Genomic DNA, 14,977 nt, shown 5'->3' on the forward strand with positions numbered 1-14,977 from the left:
GGGCGGCGCGTCGCCCGGCTGCCGGGCGAGGTGCGCGGGGATCTCCACGGTCACCCGGGTGCCGTGGAGATCCCCGCCCACCTCGCTGTCCAGGGTCAGCCTGCCGCCGAGCAGCTCGGTCAGCCGGCGGGCGTAAGGCAGGCCAAGGCCGGTGCCGGCCCGGCCCCGCTGGTGCGGTCCGCGCACCTGGTAGAACTCCTCGAAGACGCGCTCCAGTTCGTCGGCCGGGATGCCGACCCCGGTGTCCTGGACGCGGAAGACGAAGCGGTCGACGCCCTCGTGCTCCTCCACCGTGACCTCCAGCGCCACCCGCCCCTCGACGGTGAACTTCAGGGCGTTGGACAGGACGTTGCGCAGGATCCTGGTCACCATGACCTCGTCGGTGACCAGGGGCCGCGGCGGAGTGTGGTCCGGAATGCTCAGGTGCACCCCGGGCTGCGCGGTGCTCTGCAGCATGCCGCGCAGCTGGTGCAGCAGCGAGCGCAGATCGACGTCGACCGGATGCGGCTCCAGCCGGCCCGACTCCGCCTTGGCGATGTCGAGCAGCTCGTCCACCAGGGCCAGCAGGGTGCTGCCCGACGCCTGCACCATGGACACCTGCTGCCGTTGCTCGTCGGTCAGCGGATCGCCCGCGGAGTCCAGCAGCAGCCGGGCCAGCGCGATGACGGAGTTCACCGGGGAGCGCAGCTCGTGACTGACGTTGGCCCAGAAACGGGACTTGTACTCGTCGGCCAGTTCCAGCTGGCGGGTCTTGTCCTCCAGCTCCGCGTACAGGGCGACGACACCGCTGTTCGTCTCCTCCAGCTCGCTCGCCAGCTCGGAGTAGAGCGCCACGACGCCGGCGTTGGTCTCCTCCAGCTCGGCGTTCAGACGCTGGAGTTCCTCCTGCTGGTGCTGCGACTCCTCCAGCGAGGCGAGCAGCTGGCGGTTCTGGGTGCGCAGCGCGTCGACCAGGTCGGCCGCCGCGTCGGCGCCGGAGAGCCGGCCGCGGACATCGGCGGCCAGGTCGCCGACAGGGACCGACGGCGCGGGAAGGCGCTGGGCGAGGAGGAGTTCCTGGCCGTCGCCCACAGGCCGCAGATCGCTCACGTCGAGCAGCCGGGCGGCGGCGGACAGCAGGGTCGCCGGCGGCCGGCGCGCCTCGGCCCAGCCGAAGCGCACGGCCAGCAGCACGGCGTCGCTCCCCTCCAGGCCGATCCGGGCCATGAGTCCTGAGGCGCCCAGCAGGTGTTCGCCGGCCTCGCTCACCACGGTCGTCAGCCGCACCAGGGCACTGCCCTTCAGGCCCGCCGCCCGGCACGCCGACTGGGTGCAGCGGCGCAGGGTGACGACGTCGCCCCCCTCCCGCAGGGCGACCGTGACCAGCTCGTGGCCGGACGGACCGGTGGTCATGGCCGCCCGTGCACGGCCACGACGATCCCCGCGTCGTCCTTGCGCACCGCCGCCTGGTTGAGGACCTGCGCGGCGACCAGGACCGGGTCCTGCGGGAACAGGCCGGGGAAGTCCGCCGGCTTCCAGCGGTCGCTGAGACCGTCGGAGTGCATCACCAGGGCGGCGCCGGGCGGGAACGGCGCCTCGAAGGTGCGCGGCCGGGGCAGCTGCACACCGGCGATGCCCGGCATGGACAGCAGCCCGGTGCGGGCGCCGTCGGCCACGACCAGCGCCGTGATGTTGCCGGCCCCGCTGAGCCGCACCCGCTGTTCGGACGGGTCGACCAAGGCGATCGCCAGGGCCGCGCCGCGGGTGCCGCGCAGCCCCCGGTGGATCTCCGCCAGCACGTCCGCCGGGCTCGTGTGGTGACCGTCACGGAACACCTCCCGTGCCCGGTCGGCGACCCGGGCCGCCAGCGGCCCGTGGCCCAGCCCGTCGCACATCATCAGCAGCAGCGCGTCGGGGCCGTGCCCGTCCACCGTGCGCACCGCCCAGCTGTCGCCGCACACCTGCTCGCCGCCGATCGGACGGGTCAGCCCGCTGGTTCCCACCGGGCCGGACGCCGGGGCCCCGCCGTCCGCCCAGAAGCGCGCGGAGAGCACCGTGCCGCGTCCGCGCAGGGTGTGCACGCCGAAGACGTCGGCGAGGCGTCCCATGGCGCCGAGACCGATCCCCAGGCTGCCGGCGGCGGACATACCGTCGCGCAGCGCCCGGGGGACGTCCTCGATGCCGGGACCGCTGTCCAGGGACAGGCACTCGACGGCCGCGTGGCCCCGCGCGCGCACCACGCGCAGCACCAGGGAGCCGTCGACGGCGTGCTTGAGGAGATTGGTGGCCATCTCCGTCACGCACAGTTCGGCCCGTGCCACCTGTTCCTCGGGCAGGCACAGGCCGCGGGCGAGCTGCCCCACCTGGCGGCGCGCCGCCGCCGCCAGGGCGACGTCCGCGCGCAGCCAGTGCACGTCGCCCGCCTCAGCGACCAACGCGCCTTTCACCGGCCCCACTTCACGATGCGCACCGTGGTGCCGCCGGGTCCGGTGTCGATGTCGAAGTCGTCGACGAGCCGCTTGGCGCCGCTGAGCCCGAGCCCCATGCCGGAGCCCGAGGTCCAGCCGTCCGTCAACGCCAGGTCCAGGTCGCCTATGCCGGGCCCCTGGTCCTCGAACGCCACGTAGATGCCGGAGCGTCCGGCGTCGGTGATCGTCGCCGCCCGGACCACGCCCCCGCCGCCGTAGACCAGCATGTTGCGGCCGAGTTCGCTGGCCGCCGTGACCAGCTTGGTCTGGTGGACCAGCGACATGCCGCTGCGCTGGGCGAGGGTGCGCACCATCTGCCGGGCGGAGACCACGTCGCTGCTGTTCGCCACGGAGACGGTGTCGGCCGAGGCCAGCGCGGCGCCGTAGTCCTTCATGCTCGGTCCGCGCTGAGCCGGCGTAGCAGTTTCAGCCCGCGCTCCAGGTTCAGGGCGGTGCGGACGCCCTGGAGGGACAGCCCCAGCTCCACGAGTGTCATGGCCACGGCGGGCCGCATGCCGACGACGATGGTCTCCGCGCCGAGCACACGGGAGATGGAGGCGTTGGTGGCCAGCATGCGGCCGACGAAGGAGTCCACGATCTCCAGCGCCGAGATGTCGATGATCACGCCCTTGGCGTTGGTGTCGACGATCCGGTTCGACAGGTCGTCCTGGAGGTCCATCACCATCTGGTCCTCCAGGTCGACCTGGATGGAGACCAGCAGGATGTCACCGATCTTGAGGACGGGGACGCGGTCGGTCACAGCAGGCCCCGCGCGTCGTCGGCGGCGTCCTGGGCGACTTCCTTCAGCGCCTGGCGCAGCGCGTCGGACAGCGAGGCGTTGGTGGGGATGTCACCGAACTCGATGCCGAGCGCCACGATGGTCTGGGCGATCTGCGGGCGGATGCCCGAGATGGTGCACTGCGCGCCCATCATCCGGGCCGCGACGACGGTCTTCAGCAGGTGCTGGGCGACCTGGGTGTCCACGGTCGGGACGCCCGTGATGTCGATGATGGCGTGCGTGGAGTCGGTGTCGACGAGCGTCTGGAGCAGCTTCTCCATGACGACCTGGGTGCGCGCCGAGTCGAGCGTGCCCACCAGCGGCACGCCGACGACGCCGTCCCACAGCTTGACGACGGGCGTGGACAGTTCGAGCAGCTGCTCGGCCTGCGAGGAGATGATCTCCTCGCGGGTGCGGACATACGCCTCCGTCGTCAGCAGCCCGAGGTCGTCCAGCAGCCGGGCGAACTGGAGGTACTGCTGCGCGCCCTTGCCGTCGGCGGCGAGGGACGGCTCCAGCACCTCCTTGAGGGAGAAGACGCTGCGGGCGGTCTCGGTCGGGGTGAAACCCTGCCGGGCCCGGCTGCGGGACAGCTCGATCAGCAGACTGCGGGTCTCGGCGAAGTGCTCGCCGCGGCTGTCGAAATCCGCGGCGTTCAGTCCGCGCAGGATCGAATCGTACAATTCGCCTAGTTCGCGGCCTAGTTCGGCCAGGCTCAGCCGGCCCTGGAGGTCTTCGCCGACGGCCTGGGTCCACTGCGCGAGGAACGCGTCACGCTGTGCGGTCAGTGTCTCGACCAGGACGGGCATCTTGCTGTCTGTCGTCACGTCTTCCCTGCCAAGCTTCGATCGAATATGCCAGGTAGACGATACGGCACACGGCCCTACGCCCACCCGGGCGCTCTTCGGCCCCGCTCACCCCTCCGGATACGCCGCCATGACGACCTCGATGGTCTTGCCGCCCGCGACGGGAGTGACCGTGACCTGCCGGCACAGCCGCTGGACGATGCGCCAGCCGAACCCGCCCGGGGTGGCGGCGTCGGTGCGCGGCACGGTGTGCGGCGCGGTGGGCGAGGCGTCGGTGACGCTGACGACGAGGGCGCCGCCGTCGAGCCGGGCGGCGAAGGCGGTCAGACCGCCGCCGTGCCGCAGCGCGTTGGTGACCAGTTCGGTGACGACGAGCAGGACGTCGTCGAGAACGGTGTCCGCCGGCTGCGCGGCGGGGGTGGTCAGCAGGCGGCGGACCTGGTCCCGGGCGTCGGCCGCGGTGGGCGGCCGGCTCAGGTCGGTGCCGGGTGCTGCGACGGTCACGTCTGCTCCTTCGCCGTGCGCGGATCCGTCGCCCGGCCCCTGGGACGGCCGGCGCCGGTGCGGCGTACGGTCGGTCATGGGCGGGTCAGCTTCAGGGCGGCCGCGAGATCGGGTGCCTGGGTGAAGGCGCGGGCGGTGTCGGTCAGCTCCAGCAGCCGCCGCACCAGCGGGCTCACCGCGGCCAGGACGAACGGCACCCCGGCCTCCTCGTGCCGCTGGCGCGCCGTGAGCAGCGTGTGCAGCAGGGAGGAGTCGGCGAAGCTGACCTCGGCGAGGTCGACCACGGTGGCCCGGGCCGGCCCTTCGGCGGGGACGGCGAAGCACCGAGCCGCGTCGTCGGCCTCGTCGGAGTCGAACTCGCCCGTCACGCGGACGATCCGCACCCCGTCGAGCACGGTCTCGGATATCTCGGGTTCGTCGTTCATCAGGGCATTCTCACAAGCCGTCGCCGCCGCGCGACAGTCGGGGCACCGCCGTATCCGCTCACGGCTCGGTGAACAGGTGCGCGGTGCCGGTGACGTCCAGCAGCCGCTGGAGTGCCGCGGGCCGGTTGTCCAGGTGGAGCCGGGTGCCGGTCCCGGCCGCGCCGCGGTGGATCATCAGCAGCGCGGCCAGGCCGAGGGAGTCGCACAGCGTCATCCCGGCGCAGTCCAGGCGCAGCCGGCGGGGCGGCGGATCGGCCGCGAGGAACGTCTCGGCCGCCGTGGTGAGTTCGTCGGCGGTGTCCCAGTCGAGGTCGCCGGTGATCCGGATCCGGGCATCGCCGTCGTCGTCCAGGGCCGAGGTGAGGAGGAAGGCGTCGCCGGGAAGAGTGGTCATGCCGGGGCGCCGGGTTCGGGGACGCGGGCGGGTGCGGTACGGGCGGCCAGGACGGCACGGCCCCGGGTGAGGAAGTCCAGGGAGCGGGGGAAGTCCTTCAGCAGGTCCTGGAGGAGGGCGAGGCCCGGATCGAGGACGCGCGCGGGCACCCGGCGGGCTTCGAGGATGTCGCCGGTCCAGTCCAGGAAGCCGGTGAACAGGCGGCTGTCGTCGGCGTAGAGGGCGCAGGAGAGGAAGTCGACGATGTGCGCGACGTCCTCGGCGGTGCGCTCGCGCTGTGCCTCGGTGTAGGCGCGCATCGCCGGCAGGCGCTCCTCCAGACCGGCCAGCGTGTCCCTGACCAGCTGCCGTTTGCCGCGCAGCACCAAGGAATACTCCTGGTCGATCAGATGCGGCAGGTCGTCGACCCGCTGCCGGATCGCGCCGGGCACCGGCCGGGGCAGACCGCGGGCCAGCAGGTCGGCGGCGGCGCGCGCGTCGGGCGCCCAGGCGTCGGCGCCCAGCAGCCGGGCGTGGCGCCCGTCGTCGCCGAAGGCGGCGCCGCCGACCAGGACGGGGATCCCGAGGGCCTGCACCGCGGTGATCGCGCTGTGCGCGTCCGGCAGCCGCACCGGCAGCGAGGAGGACAGCGCCACCACGTCGGGCGCGGTCCGGTGCAGATGGGCGATCAGGTGCGGGGTGGGGACCTGCGCGCCGAGGAAGTCCACCCGGTGGCCGCGGTGGCGCAGCACCTCGGCCAGCAGCCGGGCCGGCAGGGCGTGCCACTCGCCGTCCACGCAGGCCACGGTCACCGTGCCGGCCGGCTCGCGCGGGGGCGCGGGCGGGACGCGGTGGGCCATGGCGGCGATGACCCGGTCGTGGATCGCGGTGGCCGCGTGCTCCTGGGCGACGGTGAACCGGTCCGCCGCCCACTCCCGGCCGACCTTGTGCTGGACGCCGGCCACGACGTCCAGCAGGACGTCCTCCACGGCGGCGCCGGCGTCCAGCGCCGTGAACACGGCCTGTCCGGCGGCGTACTCGTCGCGGTCGCACACCGCCTGCCACAGGGCCGCGCGGGCGTGTGTCAGTACGGCGCCGTCGTTCTCGACGGCGGTGGTGTCGGTCATGCGGTGTACCTGCCCGGGGTGCGTCCGTCCACCGCCGCCAGGTGCGTGGTGCGGGGAGTGGTGATCGCCATGACGGCGATGTCGTCGTGCCGGTTGTCGCCGATCCACGCGGCGACCAGCATCTGGATCCGCTCGACGACGGCCTCGGCGGGCATGCCGGCGCACTCCGCCAGCGCCGCCTGCAAGCGGGCGTCGCCGAACATCGCGTCGCCCAGCGGCCCGCCCCGGGCCTCGGTGACGCCGTCGGTGAACAGCAGACACGTCTCGCCCGGCCCGAGGTCGACCTCGGCGGTGTGCGCCCGGACCTCGGGCAGCGCGCCGATGAGGGTGCCGGAGGTCGCCGCCTCCCGCACCGTGCCGTCCGCGCGCACGATCAGCGGCAGCGGGTGGCCGGCGCTGGTCAGCCGGAGCCGGGTGGCGCCCGACCGGCGCCGCACCGAGGCCAGCACCAGGGTGGCGAACCGGGTGTGCCGGCTGCTCAGCAGCGCGCCGTTGAGCAGGCTCAGCAGGTGCTGGTGGTCGTCGGCCAGGGGCAGCAGTGCCTGGAGGGTGCTGCGGATCTTGCCGGTCAGCACGGCGGCCTCGAGTCCCTTGCCGCACACGTCGCCGAGGACCGCCAGCGTCTCGTCGCCGGGCCCGGCGCCGGGGTGGACGTCGTAGAAGTCGCCGCCGACGCGCTCGGTGTCCGTCGAGGTGCGGTAGCCGCCGGCGAACTCCACGCCGTGCACCTGCCGCAGGCTCGGCGGCAGCAGCTCGGCCATCAACGCGGCCGTGATGCCGCTCTGCTCCCGGTACAGCCGGGCCGCGGACAGCGCGGCGCCCGCCCGGGCGGCGAACACCCGTGCGAAGACCTCCTCCGAGGCGTCGAAGGCGGCGTGGTCGCTGCGCCGCAGCAGGATCAGCGCCCCGGCCGGGACGCCGTGCCCCGGCAGCGGTGTGACCACCACGGACCCCACCGGGCCCGCGAAACCGTCCGGCACCGCCCACTCGGGCAGCACCGCCGGGTCGATCCAGCGCGAGGGCACCGGCGGGAAACCGCGCAGCGCCTCGGCCAGACCCGGCACCGTGGCCGGGTCGAGGCGCACCGACCGGTGCACGACCGCGCCGCCCACGCAGCTCGCCAGCGGGTGCCGCTTGCCGGCGGCGGGCGTGACCAGGACGGCGGCGTCGGCCAGGTACGCGGTGGCCAGCTCCACCGCCAGCTCCATGCACCGCTCGACGTTCAGCGAGGCGAGCAGCCGGGAGGAGGCGTCGGCCAGGAAGGCGGTGCGCTCCTGCTCGGTGCGCAGCGCCGCCTCGGCCAGCGACCGGTCGGTCTCGTCGACCAGCCACCACACCACCTCGCCGCCCGCCCCGAGCGTGGCGTGCGCGGCCAGCGTCCACGGGCCGTGCCGGCCGCGCACCGTGTCCACGGCGCCGCTCCCGCCCCGGACCGCACGCCGGTGGCCGTCCACCAGCCAGTCGGGCGCGACCTCGGCGAGCGCCGTGCCGGGGATCGCCGCCGGGAAGAGGTCGGCCGCTCTCGCGTTGATCTCGACCACGGAGCCGAGGGCGTCGACGACCAACGCCGGGTAGGGCGCCCGCATCCACGAGGCGCCCACGGACGACAGCAGCCCCCGCGCGGAGCGCGAGGAGCCTTCCACACTCGTCATGATTCTCAGACCCGCTTCCGCGCGCCTGGTCACCTTCCACTGGAAGACACGGCTCCGTCACCCTCTCGCACTTCGGGCACCGCATCAACCAGCCCTCACCCCGCGGCGGTCGTCCGGGCGGTCGGCGGCGCCGCCCGGCGGGGCTCGCGGCGCGCTCGCCCGCGCGCCCGCCGGACGCCCGGGCGACCGGCGGAAACAGTTCCTCGCGGTTCTGTTAATTCTTGCTCCGTTCGCCCTCCTTGCCAGGGGCGCGCCCCTGAGAGGAAGGTTCTTCTGCGGTGGTCACGGCCCGTCTCTCCCACCGCCACCCGCTCACCCCGCACCGGCCGGCGACGACCTCGCCGAGCCGCGCCGGGGCGGTGGAGGACCCGCCGGCGGCGCCCCGCCGGTGCTCCACCACGGCAGGACCGCCCTCCCCGCGACCACGGCGGTCCTGCCGGCTCATCGTCCCCCCGCCGACCGGGAGCGTTCATGAACCAGCCAGGCCACGGCCCGCGAGCGGACCGGCCCGGGACGGCGGACGGGACGACCGGGACGACCGGGGCGAACGGGGCCGCGACCGCGGCGTTCGCCGGGGCGGTGGGGGCCGTGGGGGCTGCTGGTGTCGTCGGGGCCGCCGGGGGCGTGGGGGCAGCCGGGGCCGCCGAGAGCGTCGGGGCCGCTGAGACCGTCGTCGGAGCCGTCGGAGCCGTCGGAGCCGTCGGAGCCGTCGGAGCCGCCGGGACTGCCGGAGCCGCAGGGGCTGTCGGGGGTGCTGAAGGCGGGGCTGCCGGGGCCGTCGGGGGTGTGGGCGGTGCCGAGGTCACCTTTGGGGAGGCGTTTCAGCGGGCGTTGCGGGCCAGTGGGCTGTCGCTTCAGCGGCTGCACCACCATCTCGCCCGCCGGGGCATCTCGGTCAGCCCGGTGACGCTGAGCCACTGGCAGCGCGGCCGCAGCCAGCCCGAGCGCCACCAGTCCCTGCTGGCCGTGACCGAGATCGAGGCCATACTCGGCACGCCCAGGGGCCACCTCCGGAACCTGCTCAGCCCCCGCCGCCCCCGGGGCCGGGCGGTGGCCGCGGACAGCGGGGTCTCCGAGGCGATGTCGCGCATCCTGACCCCCGGCGCCCCCCTGGAGAAGATCCTCGGCGCCGCCGCCTACCGCTTCAACGAGCACCTCGTCAGCCTGTCCGTGCACGAGACCGTGCACCTGGACGCCTACGGGTGCATCGCGCGCTACACGGTCAGTCACGTGGTGCGCGCCACCAGGGACGGCGTACGGCGGCTGACCGCCCACCACAACCTGGACGACCCCGCCACGCCCTCCGTGCAGGTCACCGTCGGCTGCGGACGCCTGGAGGCCCTGCTCTTCCGGCAGGAACTGGCCTCCGCGGTCATCGACATCGGCTTCGGGCGCGAGCTGCGCCGGGGCGACACCGCGATCGTCGAGTACGCGCTCGACGTCGGCCCGCGGTGGAACCCCTCCGACCACCACGAACGCACCCTGCCGGTACCGGTGCGGCAGTACCTGCTGCACGTCTTCTTCCACCCCCGCAACCCGCCCCCGGCCGTCTACGGCTACTACCGGCACAGTTCCCGGGCGGCGCGGGAGAACGTCCGGCCGCTGGCCCTGGACGCCTCGCACAGCGTGCACATCCTGCCCGCCAAGTGCCGTCCCGGGATCTACGGCGTCTGCTGGAACGGGAGTTCGGTCGCCGAGCCGCCCGACCGTCCGGCCCGGCGCCCCGGCGACTGACTCCGCACGCCCACCCCCCATGCCCGAGGAAACACACCATGCCCCGAGCCCGCTTCACCCTCGAAGCCACCGCCGCCGACGTACGCAGGACCCGCGGCAGGATCTGTGCCGCGGTACGGTCCTGGGGCGTACCGCTCGACGCGGAGGCGCACCTGCGTCTGGAGCTGGTGGCCTCGGAACTGCTGACCAACGGCCTGGTGCACGCGGGCGGCCGGATGACCGCCGAGGTCGCCCTGACCGGGTCCTTCCTCGTGGTCGAGGTCCACGACGACAGCCCGCGGCTGCCGCGCAGGCGCGAGGCGGACGTGGACGACGAGCGGGGCCGCGGGCTCGCGCTGGTCGAGGCGTGCTGCCTGTTCAGCGGCGCCGAGACGACCGACGGCGGGAAACGCTGCTTCGCGGTGCTCTCCGTGGCGGGGGCCGTCCGCGACACCCCGGCGGGGCCGGCGCTCTGCGATGTCGGCGGCGCCGCCGGGTCCGCGCGGTGGACGCTCACCCCCACCGCGCGGCGGCTGCTGCCCGACCTCCTCAGCGACCTGTCCGCGCCGGACGAGGACGCCGGCGCGGACGCCCTGCCCGGGCGCGCCCGCGCGTAGCGCGCCGGGAACGCCTGCCGGCGGGCGGCCTACCGGCGCGGCGCGGCCACCGTGCTCACGGACGGCTCTCCGGGGCCAGTCGTCCTTCGACGACGCGGAGCGCGGTCTCGCCCCAGCGGATGTTCTCGCGCTCGAAGGCCATGCCGCGCAGCAGCGTCAGATAGGGCCCGACGCGCTCGGCCCGCGCGAAGTGCTCCTCCTCCGTGCGCCCGTCCAGCAGGCGTTCCTGGAGCCGTTCGTACCGGGCGAGCTTGGCCCCGGCCCGCTCGACGCGCGCGGCGATCGCCGTCCGTACGGCCGTGAGGTCGCCGACGTCGGCGGACTGCACCTTGACCATCAGTTCGTCCCGGATGGCCGTCGGCCGGCCCGGCGGCTCGGCGACGTAGGCGCGCACGGCTTCCAGTCCGGCCTCGGTGAGCGAGAACAGCCGCTTGTTCGGCCGGCGTTCCTGCTCGACCACCCGGGCGGCGATGAGCCCCTCGCCCGCCATGCGTTCCAGCTCCCGGTAGAGCTGCTGGGGGGTGGCCGTCCAGAAGTTGGCGACGGAGGCGTCGAACCCCTTGGCGAGGTCGTAGCCGGACGCCTCTCCTTCGAGGAGCGCCGCCATCACCGCGTTGCGCAAAGCCATGGCCGCAAGCTAGCACGCCGTTGACCAGGCAAGGAGGGGACCGATCGAGGCGACTGACCGGGGGTGCGCGGGGGAGGGGACGGGGGGTGAGCGGGGGTGTGGGCAGGGGTGGACAACCCGTCCGGCACGCCCCTACTGTCCGGTACACCTATTCAACTAATTGACCAGGGGTGGCACCGTGCATCCGTTCCGCAAGGCCGTCGAGAACCGCGACACGGCGGCCGTCGAGGCGCTCCTCGCCGACGACGTCGTCTTCACCAGCCCGGTCGCCTTCACGCCGTACCCGGGCAAGGCGATCACCGCGGCGATCCTGCGCGGCGTGCTCCGCGTCTTCGAGGACTTCGCCTACGTCCGCGAGATCGCCGACCCGGACGGCCGCGACCACGCGCTCGTCTTCACCGCCACGGTCGCCGGCAAGCGGATCCAGGGCTGCGACTTCCTCCACTTCGACGAGGAGGGCAAGATCGACGACTTCACCGTCATGGTCCGGCCGCTGTCGGCCGCCCAGGCGCTCGCCGAGGCCATGGGCGCGCAGTTCGACCGCATCGCCCGGGAGGCCGCCGAAGCGAGCGGGGCGAGCGAGGAGACGGCCGGGGAATGAGCGGCGCCGGGGTGGGGCGGGGTCACTCCCACGCGCGGTGCGGAAGCCGCGGCGACGGCGAGGCGCTGGGGCCGCTCCGGATGCACCAGCCGGCCGGCCACGGCCGGCGCCCAGGCCGCCAGCGACGCCACCGCGGCCAGCGCGGTGCGGGGCAGGACGTCGGCGGCGGTCGCCGAACCGTTGGCGGCGACGGCGAACGAGAAGAGCGGCAGCGCGGCCCCGAGGCCGCCGAGCCGCGTGGCGTCGGCGCCGGGGCGCGACCGCGGCGCGGACGGGGCGGATTGCGTCCGAACGGGGTGGTGAAGGAGCCCAGCATGGCATAGACCGCGAGTTCCGCCCGCCCGGACAGCACGAGCGGCAGCGCCACCGCCGCCATGGCCACCGCCGCGCGGAGGGCGAAGTGCCGGACCGGCCCTACGCCCGCGTCGCCGCCCCGAGGAACCGTTCGCGATTGACGATCGCCCGGTCGATCTCCCCGTCGGCGACCAGCCGTCCCGAGTCGTCCACGGCCCGGACGCGGAAGGTGAGCGTCGGCCCGGTGCACGGCGAGGTCGAGGCGGAGATCCTGGACCAGGAGCCCGACTCGCACGCGACCTGGCGGAGTCTGGAGCGGCGCCCCGCGCACCGCGGCGAGGTGCGGTTCCGGCCCACCGCTCTGGGCGGCACCGCGCTCTCACCGGGGCCGGCCGCCGTCACCTGGCGCGGGCCGCCCCCGTGCTCTCCCGTTCGATCAGCCGGGGCACCGGCACCCGCACGGTGCGGGCCGGGCCGCCGTCGAGGAGGGCGGTCAGTTCGCGGGCCGCGGTGCGGCCGAACTCGACGCTGTCCCGCGACAGGGCGGACAGCCACGGCCTGACCATCCGGCACAGGGCCGAGTCCTCCCAGGCCACCACCGACACGTCCGCCGGGACGGAGAAGCCGAGTTCGGCGGCGGTGGCGACCCCCGCGAGGGCCATCACGTCGTTGTCGTAGATCAGCGCCGTCGGGGGAGCGGGCGCGCCGAGGACCCGGCGGGTGACGGCGGCGCCCTCGGCGTCGGAGTAGTCGGTGGTCACCGACTCCACGCCGGTCAGCCCGCGCCGCCCGGCCTCGGCGCGCAGCGTCCGGATCCGGCGCTGGGTGTGGGCGAGGCCGGACAGCCCCGCGATGTGCACGATCCGCCGGTGGCCCAGCGCGTGGAGCCCGTCCACCACGGCCGCCATCGCGCCCGCGTCGTCCGCCCACACGGTGGAAAGGCCAGGGTGCCGCTCGTCCGGCGCGCCGCCGATCACCACGGCGGGCAGCCCGAGTTCGTCGAGCAGGTCCGGACGCGGGTCGTCGGTGCGCGGGTCCACCACCAGGACGCCGTCCACCCGGTGCTCGGCCCACCATCTGCGGTAGACCGCGCACTCGTCGGCCAGGTCCTCCACCACCTGGAACAGCAGCCCGAGATGGCGCTCGGCCAGCACCTCCTGGATGCCGGAGACCAGTTGCAGGAAGAAGGAGTCCACCCCGAGCGTGTCCGCGGGCCGGGCCAGCACGAAGCCGATCGTGGCCGCGCCCTCGCCGGACAGCGCGCGGGCCGCCGTGCTGGGCCGCCAGCCGAGCTGCTCGGCGACCCGGCGGACCCGGTCGCGGGTGACCTCGGAGACACCGGGCCGGCCGTTGAGCGCGAAGGAGACCGCGCTCTCGGAGACACCGGCGCGGCGCGCGATGTCCTTCATCGTCGGCCGGCGCGCCGGAGACCGCTTGGCCGGCATGTACGTCCTCATTTCCCCGCGCCGCGGTGATCGCCGTAGCCCGCGACGCGGTGATCGCTAAAGCGCTTGAGTGAAAGAAGTCAGATCGGGACTCTAAAGCGCATTAGCTGTACTGGCAAGTCATCACCGACATCCCTCTGACCTGCTCCTACGTCCAACTAATCGCTTTAGTGGCACCTCATCCATTGACTTCCCGATGAATCGGCGTGCATCGTCGCTGCCGAAACGATTCGCAACCCGCCGCCGACGCCGCAAGGGAGCCGTGTCACCGTGCCCATGTCCCGCAGAGCACTCGCCGCAGCCGCCGTCACCGCCCTCGTCCTGCCGCTGAGCGCCTGCGGCTCCTCCGACGGCGGCGGGGGCGCCACGGCCGACGCCTCCGGCAAGGTCGAGGGCGACATCACCTTCGAGACCTGGAACCTGCGCGCCAACTTCAAGGACTACTTCGAGGGCCTGATCGCCGACTTCGAGAAGAAGTACCCCGGCACCCACGTAAAGTGGATCGACCAGCCCGCCGAGGGCTACGCCGACAAGATCAGCGCCGACGCGGCCGGCGGCACCCTGCCCGACGTCGTCAACGTCTCCCCGGACCTGGCAGCGCCGCTCGCCAAGTCGGGCCTCGCGCTGGACCTGGACAAGGCCGCCGCCAAGTACCGGTCCGAGTACCTGCCCGGCGCCTGGGCCGGCCACCAGGTCCCCGGCATGACCGGGACGTACGCCTTCCCCTGGTACCTGAACACCGGCCCGCTGTTCTACAACAAGACCCTCTTCGCGCAGGCCGGCCTCGACGCCGCCAAACCGCCGCGCACGTACGACGAACTCTTCGCCGACGCGCTCCAGCTGGCGCACAAGTCCGGCGGCAAGGTCGCCACCCTGGCCAACGTGCCCACCATCGAGGACTTCGGCCGCTACGGCTCGTCCCTGATGAACAAGGCCGGCACCGGCTTCGCCTTCAACGACGCCAAGGGCATCGAACTCCTCACCAAGTACAAGGAGTTGTACGACGCCAAGGCGCTCGATCCGCAGGTGCTCACCGCCACCCCCGAGTCCACCGGCAAGAAGTTCCTCACCGGCGCCGTCGCCATGAACCCCGGCAGCGCCCTGGACCTGGACCACTTCAAGAAGCAGGCGCCGAGCCTGTACAAGAACATCGGCATCACCGACCAGATCACCAGCACCGGCCACGTCAACATGTACGTGATGGGCCTGATGGTGAACTCCCGCACCAAGCGCGCCCCCGCCGCCGTCACCTTCGCGCACTACGTCACCGACGCCGAGCACCAGATGTCGTTCGCCAAGAAGGTCGCCATCTTCCCGAGCACCGCCGGCTCGCTCGACGACCCGTACTTCACCAAGGAGGACGGCACCGACGAGACCCGGGTCCGCGTCGCCGCCGCCAAGTCCCTGAAGAACGCGGTGAACTACACGCCCGTGCTGTTCAGCGAGCAGATGAAGACCGCCCTGCGCAACGAGGTCGCCAAGGCGCTCCAGGGCAAGCAGAGCCCCAAGGAAGCGCTCGACAACGCTGTCAAGGCGTGCGACCTGCTCCTCCAGCAGCAGGGCTGAC

General features: G+C 73.7%; 16 protein-coding genes. 4 read left to right on the forward strand and 12 right to left on the reverse strand.

Going from position 1 to position 14,977, the window contains the following annotated elements; genetic code table 11:
• The 10 genes from ABEB07_RS36290 to ABEB07_RS36335 form a co-directional block, all read right to left on the reverse strand.
• The coding region (locus tag ABEB07_RS36290) for a sensor histidine kinase (RefSeq protein WP_345672311.1) at positions 1-1,392 on the reverse strand (1,392 nt) is incomplete at its 3' end.
• Positions 1,389-2,435 (reverse strand): ATP-binding SpoIIE family protein phosphatase, encoded by a 1,047-nt coding sequence (locus ABEB07_RS36295; RefSeq protein WP_345672312.1) that lies wholly within the window; start codon positions 2,433-2,435, stop codon positions 1,389-1,391. The genes ABEB07_RS36290 and ABEB07_RS36295, both read right to left, overlap by 4 nt.
• The gene (locus ABEB07_RS36300) at positions 2,423-2,842 is read right to left on the reverse strand and encodes an ATP-binding protein (RefSeq protein ID WP_176147143.1); all 420 of its coding nucleotides are present in this window, start codon (positions 2,840-2,842) and stop codon (positions 2,423-2,425) included. The genes ABEB07_RS36295 and ABEB07_RS36300 overlap by 13 nt, the downstream gene beginning before the upstream one ends.
• Positions 2,839-3,207: an STAS domain-containing protein gene (locus ABEB07_RS36305; RefSeq protein WP_164583335.1), complete on the reverse strand. Its 369-nt coding sequence runs from the start codon at positions 3,205-3,207 to the stop codon at positions 2,839-2,841. The genes ABEB07_RS36300 and ABEB07_RS36305 overlap by 4 nt, the downstream gene beginning before the upstream one ends.
• Entirely contained in the window at positions 3,204-4,052 is an 849-nt protein-coding gene (locus tag ABEB07_RS36310) for an STAS domain-containing protein (RefSeq protein ID WP_425589143.1), read from the reverse strand. The genes ABEB07_RS36305 and ABEB07_RS36310 overlap by 4 nt, the downstream gene beginning before the upstream one ends.
• 87 nt (positions 4,053-4,139) lie before the next feature.
• Positions 4,140-4,535, reverse strand: coding sequence for an ATP-binding protein (locus ABEB07_RS36315; RefSeq protein ID WP_345672313.1), 396 nt, complete (start codon positions 4,533-4,535; stop codon positions 4,140-4,142).
• A gap of 74 nt (positions 4,536-4,609) precedes the next feature.
• Positions 4,610-4,960, reverse strand: a complete 351-nt coding sequence (locus ABEB07_RS36320) for an STAS domain-containing protein (protein WP_345672314.1) — start codon at positions 4,958-4,960, stop codon at positions 4,610-4,612.
• Positions 4,961-5,018: 58 nt separating this feature from the next.
• Positions 5,019-5,354 carry an STAS domain-containing protein gene (locus tag ABEB07_RS36325; protein WP_345672315.1) on the reverse strand — a complete coding sequence of 112 codons (336 nt, stop codon included), beginning with the start codon at positions 5,352-5,354 and terminating at the stop codon, positions 5,019-5,021.
• The gene (locus tag ABEB07_RS36330; protein WP_345672316.1) at positions 5,351-6,460 is read right to left on the reverse strand and encodes a cobalamin B12-binding domain-containing protein; all 1,110 of its coding nucleotides are present in this window, start codon (positions 6,458-6,460) and stop codon (positions 5,351-5,353) included. The genes ABEB07_RS36325 and ABEB07_RS36330 overlap by 4 nt, the downstream gene beginning before the upstream one ends.
• Positions 6,457-8,112 (reverse strand): PP2C family protein-serine/threonine phosphatase, encoded by a 1,656-nt coding sequence (locus ABEB07_RS36335; protein WP_345672317.1) that lies wholly within the window; start codon positions 8,110-8,112, stop codon positions 6,457-6,459. Before ABEB07_RS36335 ends, ABEB07_RS36330 begins: the two co-directional genes overlap by 4 nt.
• A gap of 831 nt (positions 8,113-8,943) precedes the next feature.
• Between ABEB07_RS36335 and ABEB07_RS36340 the strand changes: the two genes are divergently transcribed.
• Positions 8,944-9,846, forward strand: a complete 903-nt coding sequence (locus ABEB07_RS36340; RefSeq protein ID WP_345672318.1) for a hypothetical protein — start codon at positions 8,944-8,946, stop codon at positions 9,844-9,846.
• Between the two features lie 38 nt (positions 9,847-9,884).
• On the forward strand, positions 9,885-10,442 hold the full coding sequence (locus tag ABEB07_RS36345; protein WP_345672320.1) for an ATP-binding protein: 558 nt from the start codon (positions 9,885-9,887) through the stop codon (positions 10,440-10,442).
• Positions 10,443-10,497: 55 nt separating this feature from the next.
• Here the strand turns inward: ABEB07_RS36345 and ABEB07_RS36350 are convergent, their stop codons facing one another.
• Positions 10,498-11,070, reverse strand: a complete 573-nt coding sequence (locus ABEB07_RS36350) for a PadR family transcriptional regulator (protein ID WP_345672321.1) — start codon at positions 11,068-11,070, stop codon at positions 10,498-10,500.
• A gap of 178 nt (positions 11,071-11,248) precedes the next feature.
• On the opposite strand from ABEB07_RS36350, the gene ABEB07_RS36355 reads away from it, so the two are divergent.
• Complete coding sequence (locus ABEB07_RS36355; protein WP_176147134.1) at positions 11,249-11,671, forward strand: nuclear transport factor 2 family protein; 423 nt, start codon at positions 11,249-11,251, stop codon at positions 11,669-11,671.
• A gap of 692 nt (positions 11,672-12,363) precedes the next feature.
• Here ABEB07_RS36355 and ABEB07_RS36365 read toward each other — a convergent pair.
• Complete coding sequence (locus ABEB07_RS36365; protein WP_164585431.1) at positions 12,364-13,410, reverse strand: LacI family DNA-binding transcriptional regulator; 1,047 nt, start codon at positions 13,408-13,410, stop codon at positions 12,364-12,366.
• A gap of 270 nt (positions 13,411-13,680) precedes the next feature.
• Here ABEB07_RS36365 and ABEB07_RS36370 point away from each other — a divergent pair, with 270 nt between their 5' ends.
• Complete coding sequence (locus tag ABEB07_RS36370; RefSeq protein WP_345672322.1) at positions 13,681-14,976, forward strand: ABC transporter substrate-binding protein; 1,296 nt, start codon at positions 13,681-13,683, stop codon at positions 14,974-14,976.
• Position 14,977 lies beyond the last annotated feature (1 nt).

The sequence above is a fragment of the Streptomyces similanensis genome, assembly GCF_039543625.1.
Taxonomy (GTDB): domain Bacteria; phylum Actinomycetota; class Actinomycetes; order Streptomycetales; family Streptomycetaceae; genus Streptomyces; species Streptomyces similanensis.

What these genes read in the sequence shown, in the direction of transcription:
- ABEB07_RS36350 (WP_345672321.1), bottom strand. Translation starts at nt 11,070, where the DNA reads ATGGCTTTGCGCAACGCGGTGATGGCGGCGCTCCTCGAAGGAGAGGCG.
- ABEB07_RS36345 (WP_345672320.1), top strand. Translation starts at nt 9,885, where the DNA reads ATGCCCCGAGCCCGCTTCACCCTCGAAGCCACCGCCGCCGACGTACGC.
- ABEB07_RS36300 (WP_176147143.1), bottom strand. Translation starts at nt 2,842, where the DNA reads ATGAAGGACTACGGCGCCGCGCTGGCCTCGGCCGACACCGTCTCCGTG.
- ABEB07_RS36320 (WP_345672314.1), bottom strand. Translation starts at nt 4,960, where the DNA reads ATGAACGACGAACCCGAGATATCCGAGACCGTGCTCGACGGGGTGCGG.
- ABEB07_RS36365 (WP_164585431.1), bottom strand. Translation starts at nt 13,410, where the DNA reads ATGCCGGCCAAGCGGTCTCCGGCGCGCCGGCCGACGATGAAGGACATC.
- ABEB07_RS36335 (WP_345672317.1), bottom strand. Translation starts at nt 8,112, where the DNA reads ATGACGAGTGTGGAAGGCTCCTCGCGCTCCGCGCGGGGGCTGCTGTCG.
- ABEB07_RS36330 (WP_345672316.1), bottom strand. Translation starts at nt 6,460, where the DNA reads ATGACCGACACCACCGCCGTCGAGAACGACGGCGCCGTACTGACACAC.
- ABEB07_RS36325 (WP_345672315.1), bottom strand. Translation starts at nt 5,354, where the DNA reads ATGACCACTCTTCCCGGCGACGCCTTCCTCCTCACCTCGGCCCTGGAC.